Source organism: Sphaerochaeta pleomorpha str. Grapes (assembly GCF_000236685.1).
Lineage (GTDB): Bacteria > Spirochaetota > Spirochaetia > Sphaerochaetales > Sphaerochaetaceae > Sphaerochaeta > Sphaerochaeta pleomorpha.
On record NC_016633.1, the window covers coordinates 1,640,359 to 1,653,691 of the forward strand.

The following is a 13,333-nucleotide window of genomic DNA, read 5'->3' on the forward strand; positions in this document are numbered from 1 at the left end:
TTTACAAAAATTCCTCCCTTGACTGCCAAGGAAGGAATTTTCTGTTGTACATGCTTAGTTTACCTCTTTTTCATCACACCTTCTGCTGCAACTTTCCCAATTCTTCCAGTAACTGGGAACAGACCATATACATGCGGGGAATATGGAATGGGCCTTTGTACATATTACCCTTCAGGGGGGTGGAAAGCGTACCGTCGCGGTGGAAATAGCCGTACCATTCACCCAGTTCCTCATCAAGGAAGTGGTTCTTCTCATATGCATCGACTATTTTGAAATGCTCAAGGTAGGTTTCTTCCCCTGTGAGGGAATAGGCCATCAGATTTGCAATGGACGCTTCGCACTGGGGCCACCAGAATTTCATGTCATGCCAGTACTCGCTTCCACTTTTTCCCAAGGCATCTCGGAAGTAGATTATCCCGCCATACTCTTTGTCCCAGCCGATATCCCACATCCAATCGAGCATCGTAGTGCCAAGCTCTATAAGTTTTGGATCATTGTCCCTGTACTTTGCCTCACGCATGATAAACCAGGAACCCTCGATGGCATGCCCAGGGTTAAGCATCCTTCCTTCTATATGATCCAGTTGCAGCGTCCCGTCAGGGGCACACTGCTCAACTACCAGTTTCCTTTCAGGGCGCACAAAATACGTGGTTATTTCTTTGAGCAATCCATCGATGAATTTTGTAAGATCTTCTTTGTGCTCAGGGCAGGCCTCACGCAGTTCCTGTGCAGTGTTGAGCAGGATCATAGGGACGCCGAAACCCTTCGATGGTGCATTTTCCTGGTTGAATTTGGGTATGAGCAAGCCAGGGGTTTCCAGTGACTTCAGCACCTTCTGGAACAAAGCATAGGCTTTATCTGCATAGTCTTTCTTGCCAAAGGCCCTGCTATATGCGGCAAACCCGATAATGGCGAAGGTCTCGCTGAAAATATAGCGAGAGCGCTTAATTACCGGCTTTCCATCCTTGGTCACCCTGAAATACATTCTTCCGTCTTGCGGATCGAAGCAATGGTCTTCGATGAAGGCAACAAGGGAATCACAGACCTCTTTAAAGGCTTCTCTCTTTTCGATTGTCAGATAGGTGGAGGCAAATACCCACAGGGCACGGCCTTGAAACCATACGGATTTATCACTCTCGAGGATGGAACCATCCCGGTCGAGCCCAGTATACATGCCACCATGAATCGGGTCGAATCCATGTTCCATCCAAAAAGGAAGCACGTTATCGACAAGCATGTCCTTGTATTCTTTCGCTAATGAATTAAACGTTTTATCCATCAAACAACCTCCTCAAAGGGCGTTTTCGCCCTTGGTAAGTATACACGTTCCCTCTTGTTTACTCTCTAGCAAACATCCATCCCAGGAACAGCTAGCCCGCTTGTTTTGAATTCTTGTATCAACATCACCTTGGTTGTCCATAAATGCTCCCTGACAGCTTTTGCTGCTCGATCAGGATCATCCTGGGATAGCTGGGCAAGCAACTCATGATGGTTTTTCAAAATTCGTTCTTTGCCAGGAGTCGAGTAGATATGATACATGCTATAGAACGTCCCCAACCTGATCATCCGGGAAAATTCGTTGATGAGCATCTTGCTTTCAGATAATTTTACCAGGCTTTCATGGAAATCATATTCCAGATTCCAGTTCCCCTGTCCATTCACGAAAGTAGAATCGAGCATGGCAGCTTTGACCAATAAGGTTTCGTAATTATCCCTGATGGGTTTTCCGCAATAAATTCTTGCAGCCTGGCATTCCAAAGCCTCACGGACAATCAGATGCTCATAGATTTCCCGAAGCCCGAAAGGAGCCACGATAGTACCCTTACGGGGGATGGTGACAAAATATCCTTCCAGCTCCAATTGGATTACGGCTTCAAGGACAGGCGCCACGCTAACCCCCAACTGTTTTGCAATATCCCGACGGTTAAGAACCGTACCGGGTGGCAATTCCTTGTTGATCAGCATTGCCAACAGAATTGAATACACTTCATTTGCAAGGGATTTTTTTTTCTTGCTATGATGTAGTGTTGACTCTGCAAGGCCATCACGAAGGTTCTCTACAGCTTTCTCATGAGAAATCAAAATAATAGCTCCTTGTTGCGGGTATCCATAGAACTGGATTATTCACAGTAGCTTCCAAGCCTACTCCTGTCAATATATAAGGAGGCTAAGGCTTACGCCCAGCCTCCCAAAACTCCCTAGAGATTTTCGAGAACCTCAACACCGGTAATATGATATCTGTCCCTGATTTCCTTCAAACCTCTTCTCAGATCTTCTTCTGCTTCAGCTGTGAGCGGAGCAAAAGGTTTTCTGGCAAATCCTGCATCATGGCCAATCCAAGAAAGCATTTTCTTCATGCTGGCAAAGAATGAATGTTCAAGGACAAAGAAAATGATTGCATCGGCACTGATCTGCAAAGACCTGGCTTTCTTGATATCATTTTCCCTTTCGGCTTGTACAATCTGAATGAAAAGTTCAGGAATTACATTGTAAAAGGAACCGATGATTCCATCTGACCCGAAAGCAAGCCCCGACATTGCCATTTCGTCACACCCAGAATAGACCATGAAATCTTTTCCTATTTCTTCCTTGATCCGTAGTATCTCATAATGGGAGGTTGCCGTGTACTTGATACCTTTCACATTCTCGATCTTTGCCAGACGTTTGATCGTATTGAAATCGACCAGTCCGGCAAGGGCGATATTGTAGACAATCATAGGAAGCGGTACGCTCTCGCTTATATCCTGGTAATAGCTCACAATCTCATCACTGGAAAACTTGAAGTAAAATGGGGGAACAGATGAAATTGCATCTGCACCCATTTTATATGCATGCCGAGCCAAATCAATCGACTTATCGGTGCCGATATCCCCTACATGGACAATGACGGGGATTTTATGTGCTACCTCGTCAATGACAACTTCAACGACTTTCTTGCGTTCATCCGAAGACATTAGGAAGGTTTCCCCCGTGCTTCCGGTCAAATACAAGCCATCGATATTCTTTGACAAGAGAAATCTGGTAAGGTCACGCTGCCTTTTTTCATCAAATGCCCCACTCTCGTCAAAACATGTCATCATTGCTGGAATAACGCCCTTAATCCCCTGTAAATTTATACTACTCATATCACTATTCCCCCTGCTCTATGTAATGGTTTTCTTCCATAAGGTGGCAGGATACAAAATGTATCTCTCCATCTATCTCATACGGCTTTAACTGTGGTGCCTCCGTCTTGCACCGTTCGTGACAATGCTTGCACCTAGGATGAAACGGACATCCAGAGGGAGGATTGACCGGGCTAGGGACATCTCCTTCCAACACAATACGCTTCCGTTTCGTATCAAGATCAACAACAGGAATCGCAGAGAACAAAGCTTGGGTATAAGGATGCATCGTATTTGCATACAGCCTCTTGGTAGAAGCCAGTTCTACAATCTTCCCAAGATACATCACTGCTATCCGGTCGCTGATGTACTCAACGACGCTCAAATCGTGCGTAATGAAAACATAGGTTAGGTTGCGTTCCTTTTTGAGGTCCAATAGCAAATTCAAAACCTGTGCCCTGATCGAAACATCCAGTGCGCTTACTGCTTCATCGCAGATGACCAGTTCGGGATTCACGCTTAAAGCTCTGGCAATACCGATACGTTGACGCTGGCCACCGGAAAACTCATGGGGATATCTGTCCATATATTCTGGACGCATATTAACTGCCTCAAGCAAATCTCCGATAATTTTTCGCTGCTCTTCACGTTTTCGAACACCAAACCTATTCAAAGGATCCTTGAGTGAGGTAAAAATCGTAAACGACGGGTTAAGTGAAGAATACGGATCCTGAAAGACTATCTGCATCTTTTTCCTATATTCAGACATCTGTTTCTCATTAAGCTTGAGAATATCTGTTTGCTCTGTGCCATTTTGGAAACAAACCTCACCTTCTTTGGCATGAACCAGCTTCAATAATGTTTTCCCCAGTGTAGATTTCCCACACCCAGATTCTCCCACCAACCCAAGGGTTTCTCCCTTATAAATATCGAGGGTAACCCCATCAACGGCTTTTACATGCCCGACAACACGTTTAAAAACCCCTTTTTTGACAGGAAACCAAGTCTTTACATCACGGACACTCAATAAGACTTCTTTTTCTTCAGGCATGGTTTACCTCCTCCTCGTATTTCCAGCAACGAACCGAATGGGATTCGGAGATTTTCGTCTCGTTTGGCATACAGGAATCACATACACCTCGCTTAAAGAAATCACATCGGGGAGCAAACTGACACCCTGGCGGCCTGTCATAGGGATCAGGGGTAACCCCCCTGATCGGTTGCAGATCCTGGTCCCGGCCCCGGCCAAGGACAGGGATTGAACGTAGGAGCGCAACCGTGTACGGATGACTGGGCCGTTTGAAAACATCTTCAAGGGTCCCTTGTTCGACAACGTTACCCATATACATGACCACAACATCATCGGCAAGTTCAGAGACAACCCCCATATCGTGGGTTATCAACATGATTGCTGTATTTCGCTCGGTCTTGAGCTTCATGATGAGATCAAAAACCTGGGCTTGGATGGTCACATCAAGGGCTGTTGTCGGTTCATCGGCAATGAGTACCTTTGGATTGCAGGACATGGCCATGGCAATCATGGAACGCTGCCTCATTCCTCCCGAGAATTGGTGGGGATATTCCCCTGCCCGTTGCTCGGGAAGAGGAATTCCCATATCGCGAAGCAAGTCGACTGACCGCTGCTTTCTCTGTTTCCGATTGAGCTTTGTATGATACAGAAGATTCTCACCGATCTGGTACCCAATGGTATAGACAGGATTGAGGCTTGTCATAGGATCTTGGAATACCATGGCAAAATCAGAACCACGCAATGAGCGCATGACTTTGCCATTCCGTTTCTGCTGATCAATTCTAATTTCTTTTCCATTATTAAAATAGGAAATTTCACTTCCCTTCTCAATTCTTGATAATTCAGGAAGCAACTGCATAATCGAGGAAGCAGTCACACTTTTCCCACACCCAGACTCGCCTACTACACAGAGGGTCTTTCCCCTTTTGATATCGAAGGAAACGCCGTTTACGGCCTTGTTGCATCGTCCATTCTGATAGAAAAAGGTCTGGAGGTTTTTCACCCGTACCAATACGTCATCTTCCATTGTTTCCTCCTCAACCTTGTTGCGAGGGATCCGAGGCATCCCTGAGCCCATCGCCGATGAAGTTGATACCCAACACAAACAGCGAGATAACGACACCTACAGGAAGCCAGAGCCACCAATAGGACTGGAGAACCGTCAAGTCATTTGCAGCATTGAGGATATTCCCCCAGGTTGCGATTTGAAGGGGAACTCCAAGGCCAAGAAAACTCAAGGCAGCCTCCTGCAAGATGAACATGGCAGTAGTTAGGGTGATATTGACCATAATAGGACCTAGGGCATTGGGCAACATATGCTTGTAACAGATGATAAGAGGGTGTATCCCAAACGCTTTCAAAGCCTGGATGTACTCTTCTTCCCTGATGGAAAGCATCTTTGCACGGGTCATGCGGTAGAGACTTCCCCAACCGGTAACGATGAAGATAAAAATCAGGTTGCGTATGCTCTGCCCTACTATCGACACCAATAGTAAAACCAGGATTATCTGGGGGAACGACATGAAAATCTCAGAAATTCTCATAAAAACTTTGTCGATCAACCCACCTCTATAGCCGCCATAGGCTCCAAGCAAAACACCGATGAAAGCTGCTCCCAGCGCACTTCCAAAACCCACAAGGATGGAAATACGTCCTCCAAATAAAACACGGGAAAACACATCCCTTCCCAGTTTATCGGTACCAAACAGGTGTTCGAAAGAGGGATGCTGCAAAACTGCTTTCAAATTAATGGATAAGGGATCGAAACGGGTCAGCAAAGGTGCAAATATCGAGCAGAATACGATAACCAGAAAGATTGCAAGGCCCACGACCGAAAGCCGGTTATGGAGTAGTTTCTGCATCCCACGACTTCCTTTCCTTATCCGGTAGGTCTGGTTTTCCTCGGCATGCCGAATTCTATCCATCGTCCTGTCAAGTTTTCTCTGGTGATTAAATACAACGTACATATTCTCTCCTAATCCAACTGGACCCTGGGGTCCAACGCTGCAGTGAGCAGATCTATGATGAAACTGGCAATAAGCACCGCAAAAACAGAAAATAGGGCAATCATCATTACCAACGGATAATTCTGGCTTCTCACTGCACCTAAGAATTCGTTGCCAACCCCTGGCCATTGGAAAATCTGTTCAATGACCACAGATCCCCCGATGAGCATGGGAAGACGGAACCCGATCAGTACGACAACAGGAGTCAAGGCAACGCGAAAACCATGGACAAGGTTTATTCTCCACTCAGGCAAGCCTTTGCTACGGGCCGTCTTGATATAGTCTTTGTTAATAGTATCAAGCATACTGCTACGCGTATAACGCATTACCCCAGCAGTCATGGTTACCCCCAATACGAGCGCAGGTAACAATAGATTCTTCATATGGTCCCAGTAAACGGTATATTCAGGCCGCAATCTGCCACCAATAGGCAACCAACCCAGGTCGATGGCAAACACAAGAAGGGCTACCAGTCCCAGAAAGAATTCAGGGATAGAGACACCCACCATACCGGCGACGGTAAAAACCCGGTCGATAGGCCGGTCTTTGCGAACAGCGCTGACCAGTCCAAGGATGGTCCCAAGCAAAGTTGAGATACACAAAGCTGCCAAAGATAATTCCAGGGTAGCAGGAATCCTGTTCAGTACTATGTCCTTGATCGGAACGCCGCTAGTCAGGCTATACCCAAAATCACCATGCAAGACTCCTCCGATCCAGTGGAAGTAACGAATGATGAACGGATCATTCAGCCCCAAGGAGTCACGAAGGGCTGAAAGCTGAGCCTGGGAGATATTTGCCATGGCTTCAGGACCGGCCATAAAGGAGACCGCATCCCCAGGGGTCAGTTCCATGCCTAGGAAAATAAGAAACGTCATAATAAGAAGCATCGGGATAAGGGTAAGGAATCTACGAATTGTATAGGAAAACATGGTTCCTTTGCCTCCTTGGGTAATCAGAAAGGGAAGATTGTCCGGGAGGGAAAACCCATCCCGGACAGACAATACCAATTAGTATGCAGTGATCACGGTTTAGGGAACTTGTTTACGAAGAACAGACGGGTGTAACGGATATCAACAGGAGTCACCTTTACATTAGGCATCTGCTCAAGGGCAAGGACATCCTGGACGCTCTTGGTATAGGCATAATCCAATTGTCCGGCTGCTGCATTCTTTACGAGGTTAGGATCACTCTCTCCGCTAGGATACATCTGAATCTCATCAATCTTTGCCTTGCCTTTATAATACTTAGCAAAAGGCACAAAGGTTGCGTAGTTATTCATCTGGATTTCCTTGACCATGTACGGACCGGAACCAACAGGATTCTGCCAGAAGGAAGCTTGCTGGAACTGCAATGGATCGACATTTGCAAAATACTTTTTAGGAAGCGGCGGGAACTGGGTGAAACAAAGGAGTGCATTGGGGTCTGCAACACTATAGGTAAAGGTTACGTTGCGGCCATCGGTGGTAATTCCCGTTATCTCAGTTGCGCTGCCATTAACGAAAGCATCGTACCCTTGCAGGTGTTTGAGCATGGAAGAGAATACTGCATTGAGGGCAGGAACCTTTGAAGCAAACTCATACGTCCATTTGACATCAGAAGCAGTAATCGGTTCACCGTCATGCCAGAAAATATCATCGCGCAATACAAAAGTGATGGTTTTTCCGTCCGGGCTCACAGTGTAACTTTCAGCAAGCTCACCCTTAGAAGGGGTCAAACTGGTATCGGCAACCACAAGATGATCGAATAAGACTTTCTGGCTCATGTATAGACCAGGATTGAGAAATGGTGTCTCAACAAATTGGACAGGGCCGCCATTGGTCTTTAATACCTTTTTGCCGTTTGCATCTGCGGGGACAGTCCAGTTGATAATATTCCAGTCATAGTTGAACTGCTCATTGCCATAACCGGCACCTGCACGGTCGAGTCGAGTGCTCTGGGCTACAAATACCTGCTGGTAATACAAGGGGATTGCAGGAAGGTTATCATTCTCATACTTCTGTACCGCCTTGAAAGCCGCCTTCTGGGAAGCAACATCAACAACATGGGTCGCATCTATCAATTTGTCATAGGTTGGGTCTGAAGGGGTATGGGAATTGCTTCCGCCACCGGTAATAAACCGATCGTAATATTCGTTCATTGACAGGGCACCGATTGCAGCATAGGCAAGATCCCATTTAACTGCCGATGGTCCATTTACGGGGTCTGTTGGGGGAACCCAGAGCTGGGAACCAAGGTCGCCTTCCAGTTTCCTGAATGTCATCTTGATGCCAACATCACCGAGGTACGCCTGAACCGCAGTCATGAGGTCGACCGTCATCTGATCCCCATAATAGTAGACTACATCGAGAGTCTGATTTGAGTCCCATCCAGCTTCCTTGAGCAATTGTTTGGCTTTGGTGGGGTTATAGGCATAGTCGTTCAACCCTGCTACCTTCCAATCTCCATTGGGGGTCAAGCTGTTTGCTACGACTGCCTTGCCATCCATCAGGCTATCGACAATTGCTTTCATGTCGATCGCATAGGCAATTGCCTGTCTAACACGTACATCAGCCAGGGGAACTCCCCCCTTGGGTGTGGCAACCATATCGGTTTCGGTTGTCGTTACCGGTGTTTCTTTTGCCCCGCCTGCAAACACGCAGGAGAGCGATACTAGTATCACGAGCACAGTCACTAAGAATTTCTTCATATAGGCCTCCCTTAAATATCTTGTGATATATCAAGACTAACATACTTAAGCTCCTTGTCAAGAAGAAAATTCTACTGAAAATAAAATACACTGGGGAGTAAAATTTCTGCGATTATAGTACAATTATATTGCTTAGAGAGACAAAACAAATAAAACCACGCTTGCTCTCCCCCACTTCCTGTGTATGTCACCAAAACCATGAAAATTACTGGTGGAACCAGCATCACAGAAAAGAGGAAAGAAAGGACGAATAAATACATTGAAACAACTGAGAACATTTCCTTAGTCTCAAGGATTCATCCCATTTTTGTTGACTCTTAGCCTTTTGTTCTGGATGATAATCCTATGTACACCAAAGAGAATTTGCTTGAAAACTTGCGACAGCTGGGCATCAACCCAAAAGGGACCATTCTGGTCCATGCCTCCTATAAGAGCATCGGGGAAGTGGAAAACGGCGCTGATACCGTCATCGAAGCCCTTATCGACTATATGCATGAAGGACTATTGGTATTCCCTTCCCATACCTGGGCAACCGTAGACGCAAACAACCCAGTCTATTCGGTAAACGAATCTCCTGCCTGCATCGGTATCATCCCGGAATTGGCAAGAAAGAAGCCAGGTGGTTTCCGCTCCGGCCATCCCACCCATTCGGTAGTGGCCTTTGGCAAGGATGCAAAAACCTTTGTCCAGGACGATGAACACTTCGACACCCCGTGTGCCCGAGCCTCTGCCTGGGGAAAACTGCTCGACCGCGATGCCACAATCCTGTTAGTGGGGGTTGGCTTGAACCGCGACACCTTTATCCATGGAATTGAAGAATGGCTCGACCTGCCCGAACGGCTGACCAAAGAAAAAGAAATGCTTACCAGCATACTCGCTGATGGAACAGCAGTAACGGTCCCTTCAAGAAGGCATATCGGGCACCCCTCGGAAAACTTCCCGAAAGTACAGGATTACCTTTTTGAAAAGCATATTCTCCATAACGGAACTTTTGGTGATGCAAAGGTACTCTACCACAGCACGCAAGAACTGTATGATGCTCTGGAGCCACTACTTGAGAAGAACCCAGCCCTATTTTCCTAGGGTTGCTGCAGGTAGATATTCCTGAATACCAACAGAATCCCCGATTATCTTTCGAATATCCTGTATCGTAAGATGAGGATTATCATGCATTACCTGCACCGCTATGGTTCCTAGGGAAGTTGCTTCATAGGGACCGGCAAGCACCCTTTTGCCTGAGATATCCGCAGTCATTTGATTTAGATGAGCATTTCTCGACCCTCCGCCAATGATATGAATTGTAGGATATTCCTTTCCGGTAATCACTTGCAGGTCCTCGATACCCTTCGCATAACTGACCGCAAGAGCCATATAAGCAGAGGCAACGACATCGCCTATCCCCTCCAATCCGGTCAAGTCCCGGATTGCCCCGATCATCGAGAGAGGATTATAGAGTGAGGTATCATTGGGATCGAAGGACTTACAGGTCTTCGCCTCAAGACAGGGCATGGCAAGTGCGACAATCTCATCCCAGCTATACGTTCGGTTTTCTGTAAACTCCAACTCACGCTTGATATTCTGCAGGATATGCATCCCGCAGGAATTCTTCAGCAAGGTTATTGAACCATGAAGGCCTCCTTCATTCGAAAACCCCTGTTTCTCCACAATCGAATTTATTATTGGTTCATGTAATTCCGTACCAATCAAAGACCAGGTACCAGAACTGATATAAGCAAAATCCTTTTCACCCGTCGGTACCGATACTATTGCAGAGGCGGTGTCATGGGAAGGAACCGAAATCGAGGGGAAAGCCGGAATCCCCAGTTTCGAGGCAAGCTCACTTCTGAGCATTCCCCGAATCTGGCCGTGTCCGACCAAAGGAGGGAACCAGTTCTTGCAAATGCCGGTCTTGGAAAAGACAGAATCACAATAGGTGCGCTTTCTCATATCAAGCAATTGGGTGGTACTCGCAATGGAAACCTCACTGTTCCTTTCCCCCGTAAAAAGATAATTTAGCAAATCAGGGATAGTCAGCAAGGATTTTACAGCCAAAGGATATTCCGGCAATTTTTCCCTGATCCCTAGGATCTGATACAGTGAGTTCATCGGATGATTCTGTATTCCGGTATACCCAAACATCGCATGTAAATCGCTATCACTCAGGGTATTCAAGCCCACTGTCCCTAAAAGGTTGCGGTAGCATAACGGATTTCCAAGCAATTCTCCCGACCTTCCCAGAAGTCCAAAATCGATTCCCCAGGTAGAAATTCCAAAGGAAGAGATACTTGAAACCTCCGAACAGGTTTTTTTCATTGCTAATTGCATTGTATGGAAAATGGATAAGATATCCCAATAGTCGTAGGCATATCCTTGCAAAGCCTGGTTAGGAGTCTGCTGAACCACCTCTGTCTTTATGTGGGAACCATCAAACGTCCCAAGAACCGTCCGTATGGAAGAATTACCACAGTCGAAACCAATATAATTGCTTGTTCCCTTCACTTTACGTACCCTCTTTTCCTGTGATCGATCAGGTAATTGATTACCATGACCAAAATCATGACGAAACCCCAGATGGCGGTAGTGAGAAAGGAATTGACACGCAGCAGGTTGAAACCACTAGATAACATCTGCAAGGTAATTAGGGATAAAACAACACCCAGAACCCTTCCAAAGCCACCGGCACTACTCACACCTCCAAGGACACAGGCAAGAATCGAGACAAGGAGATAGGAATTGCCATATCCTGACTTTGCTGAATTGAAACGGCTTATCATAACCAAAGCAGCTACCCCGGAATATATCCCAGAAACCAGATAGGCTTTCATAAGTACCTTGGCATTATCTATTCCAGAAAACCGTGTCACAGCATCGTTGGAACCAATCATATATAGGCAGAATCCTGTTTTTGTCTTGTTGAGAAACATGGACAGAAGCATGGCCATGAGGGCAAATATCAGAAGAGGGAAAGGTATCCCAAAAACCGTCCCATTCCCTAGAAAAAGTACAGAATCAGGAAAACCGGAAATCACATAGCCTTTAGTCACCACGATGGCAATGCCATTGAGCAAGGTCATAGTCCCGAGCGTCGCCAAGATGGGGGTAATCCCAATATAGGCAATCAAAAAACCATTGAACAACCCCACCAAGGCAGCTACAGCAAGGCCTGCAAAAATTGCAGAAAACAATACTAGCGAGGGAGTTGATCCCTCAAAGTTTTTCAATATAAGGGCAGTGGTTATGCCTGTCATATTTGCACTTGCTATTATCGAGAGATTAATACCCCCTGTAATCAAGACAACCATCATCGAAAAGGCAAGGATTCCCAGCTCGGGAAGCTGAAAAGCCATCCCCTGAAGGTTTCCCAAAGAAAAAAACGATCCACCTGTAAAGACACCCATGACAACCAAAACAGCGACCATAATCATACTCAATACTGTCAATTCATCTTTTTTGATTTTCATTATCGGGCCCCCTGACTCATTACGTAGGTTGAATCTACCAAGGCAGAATCTTCCTCCCTGATATCTATATGTGCCCCAGATTTCTTATTTTTCTGCCTGTAGGAGCTAAAACCAACGCTCACGATAATGACAATCCCGACAAATACATCATACCATACTGCCGATACCTTCATGAGGGTCATCCCATTCTGCACAATCGCCAAAAGCATGACCCCAAAGAAGGTACCAAGCACGGACCCCCTTCCACCAGAAAGGCTGGCACCACCAAGAACGACAGCTGCGATAACACTCAATTCCTTTCCTACTATTGAATTTGGCGCTACGGTTTGTACAAGCAAAGCCTGCACAATACCCGCTATTGCAGCCATCACACCCATGAAGGCATATACAAATACCTGAACCCAGCGTACATTTATCCCAATCCTTCCAGCAGAGATAAGATCCCCTCCAACAGCATATACACTCCTTCCCAATCGAGTATATTTCAGAAGCAAGGCGGTCGCAGCCATGAGCAGGAACCAGATAACCGTGATGACAGAAATCCCATAGGGCGTATTAGTGGGCGAGACTAGGGTAAGCATCCGAACCTCTGCAAATGAACGAAAAAAATCAGGCAGAGCATAGATCCATCGCCCTCTGGTCACGACAATCAACAAACCATAGTAGACATTCATCGTCGCAATGGTGGCAATGATCGGAGGAATGGAAAACACATGTATCAGAAAACCATTGATACTACCGAGCAATATACCGATAGCAATGGCCAGTAAAAAAGCACTGAGCATCGATCCACCAAGTTTGATACAGATACTTACACTCACATATTCTGCAATAGTAGCTATTGCAGCAAACGACATGTCGATTCCCCCGGAAATTAGAACCAGTAAGACGCCTATAGCCATTATACCCAAAAAGGCATTGCTCTTGAGAAGATCAAACAGGTTTTCCAGTGAGAAGAAATTGGGATTTACAAGGGAAATGACAATCGAAAATACAACAATGATCATCAGCACATAGGCTTCATGGCATTTCAAGAATTTTTTCAT

At 46.1% G+C, this 13,333-nt stretch carries 12 protein-coding genes; 1 reads left to right on the top strand and 11 read right to left on the bottom strand.

The window, feature by feature from the left end:
- Positions 1-73 precede the first annotated feature (73 nt).
- The 8 genes from SPIGRAPES_RS07525 to SPIGRAPES_RS16535 all read right to left on the bottom strand — a co-directional run bounded on the left by SPIGRAPES_RS07525 (position 74) and on the right by SPIGRAPES_RS16535 (position 8,826).
- Complete coding sequence (locus tag SPIGRAPES_RS07525) at positions 74-1,279, bottom strand: AGE family epimerase/isomerase (protein ID WP_014270173.1); 1,206 nt, start codon at positions 1,277-1,279, stop codon at positions 74-76.
- A 65-nt stretch (positions 1,280-1,344) separates the two neighbouring features.
- Positions 1,345-2,082, bottom strand: a complete 738-nt coding sequence (locus SPIGRAPES_RS16530) for a GntR family transcriptional regulator (protein WP_014270174.1) — start codon at positions 2,080-2,082, stop codon at positions 1,345-1,347.
- A gap of 116 nt (positions 2,083-2,198) precedes the next feature.
- Entirely contained in the window at positions 2,199-3,125 is a 927-nt protein-coding gene (locus SPIGRAPES_RS07535; RefSeq protein WP_014270175.1) for a dihydrodipicolinate synthase family protein, read from the bottom strand.
- Between the two features lie 4 nt (positions 3,126-3,129).
- The gene (locus SPIGRAPES_RS07540) at positions 3,130-4,155 is read right to left on the bottom strand and encodes an ABC transporter ATP-binding protein (RefSeq protein ID WP_014270176.1); all 1,026 of its coding nucleotides are present in this window, start codon (positions 4,153-4,155) and stop codon (positions 3,130-3,132) included.
- Positions 4,148-5,161 carry an ABC transporter ATP-binding protein gene (locus SPIGRAPES_RS07545; RefSeq protein WP_014270177.1) on the bottom strand — a complete coding sequence of 338 codons (1,014 nt, stop codon included), beginning with the start codon at positions 5,159-5,161 and terminating at the stop codon, positions 4,148-4,150. Before SPIGRAPES_RS07545 ends, SPIGRAPES_RS07540 begins: the two co-directional genes overlap by 8 nt.
- A 10-nt stretch (positions 5,162-5,171) precedes the next feature.
- The gene (locus SPIGRAPES_RS07550) at positions 5,172-6,101 is read right to left on the bottom strand and encodes an ABC transporter permease (RefSeq protein ID WP_014270178.1); all 930 of its coding nucleotides are present in this window, start codon (positions 6,099-6,101) and stop codon (positions 5,172-5,174) included.
- An 8-nt stretch (positions 6,102-6,109) separates the two neighbouring features.
- The gene (locus SPIGRAPES_RS07555; protein WP_014270179.1) at positions 6,110-7,069 is read right to left on the bottom strand and encodes an ABC transporter permease; all 960 of its coding nucleotides are present in this window, start codon (positions 7,067-7,069) and stop codon (positions 6,110-6,112) included.
- A gap of 92 nt (positions 7,070-7,161) precedes the next feature.
- A complete protein-coding gene (locus SPIGRAPES_RS16535) occupies positions 7,162-8,826 on the bottom strand; it encodes an ABC transporter substrate-binding protein (RefSeq protein WP_014270180.1) in 1,665 nt (554 codons plus the stop codon).
- A 345-nt stretch (positions 8,827-9,171) separates the two neighbouring features.
- Between SPIGRAPES_RS16535 and SPIGRAPES_RS07565 the strand changes: the two genes are divergently transcribed.
- The gene (locus SPIGRAPES_RS07565; protein ID WP_014270181.1) at positions 9,172-9,909 is read left to right on the top strand and encodes an AAC(3) family N-acetyltransferase; all 738 of its coding nucleotides are present in this window, start codon (positions 9,172-9,174) and stop codon (positions 9,907-9,909) included.
- Here the strand turns inward: SPIGRAPES_RS07565 and SPIGRAPES_RS07570 are convergent.
- Genes SPIGRAPES_RS07570 through SPIGRAPES_RS07580 form a run of 3 tightly spaced genes read right to left on the bottom strand, consistent with a single transcriptional unit; the run spans position 9,898 to position 13,333 of the window.
- A complete protein-coding gene (locus tag SPIGRAPES_RS07570) occupies positions 9,898-11,325 on the bottom strand; it encodes a rhamnulokinase (protein ID WP_014270182.1) in 1,428 nt (475 codons plus the stop codon). The genes SPIGRAPES_RS07565 and SPIGRAPES_RS07570 overlap by 12 nt on opposite strands.
- Complete coding sequence (locus SPIGRAPES_RS07575) at positions 11,322-12,287, bottom strand: ABC transporter permease (protein ID WP_014270183.1); 966 nt, start codon at positions 12,285-12,287, stop codon at positions 11,322-11,324. Before SPIGRAPES_RS07575 ends, SPIGRAPES_RS07570 begins: the two co-directional genes overlap by 4 nt.
- Positions 12,287-13,333, bottom strand: a complete 1,047-nt coding sequence (locus SPIGRAPES_RS07580) for an ABC transporter permease (protein ID WP_014270184.1) — start codon at positions 13,331-13,333, stop codon at positions 12,287-12,289. Before SPIGRAPES_RS07580 ends, SPIGRAPES_RS07575 begins: the two co-directional genes overlap by 1 nt.

Coding starts and splice junctions, on each gene's coding strand:
- SPIGRAPES_RS07555 (WP_014270179.1), bottom strand. CDS start 7,069: ATGTTTTCCTATACAATTCGTAGATTCCTTACCCTTATCCCGATGCTT.
- SPIGRAPES_RS07525 (WP_014270173.1), bottom strand. CDS start 1,279: ATGGATAAAACGTTTAATTCATTAGCGAAAGAATACAAGGACATGCTT.
- SPIGRAPES_RS07565 (WP_014270181.1), top strand. CDS start 9,172: ATGTACACCAAAGAGAATTTGCTTGAAAACTTGCGACAGCTGGGCATC.
- SPIGRAPES_RS07535 (WP_014270175.1), bottom strand. CDS start 3,125: ATGAGTAGTATAAATTTACAGGGGATTAAGGGCGTTATTCCAGCAATG.
- SPIGRAPES_RS07550 (WP_014270178.1), bottom strand. CDS start 6,101: ATGTACGTTGTATTTAATCACCAGAGAAAACTTGACAGGACGATGGAT.
- SPIGRAPES_RS07545 (WP_014270177.1), bottom strand. CDS start 5,161: ATGGAAGATGACGTATTGGTACGGGTGAAAAACCTCCAGACCTTTTTC.
- SPIGRAPES_RS07540 (WP_014270176.1), bottom strand. CDS start 4,155: ATGCCTGAAGAAAAAGAAGTCTTATTGAGTGTCCGTGATGTAAAGACT.
- SPIGRAPES_RS07575 (WP_014270183.1), bottom strand. CDS start 12,287: ATGAAAATCAAAAAAGATGAATTGACAGTATTGAGTATGATTATGGTC.
- SPIGRAPES_RS16535 (WP_014270180.1), bottom strand. CDS start 8,826: ATGAAGAAATTCTTAGTGACTGTGCTCGTGATACTAGTATCGCTCTCC.
- SPIGRAPES_RS07580 (WP_014270184.1), bottom strand. CDS start 13,333: ATGAAAAAATTCTTGAAATGCCATGAAGCCTATGTGCTGATGATCATT.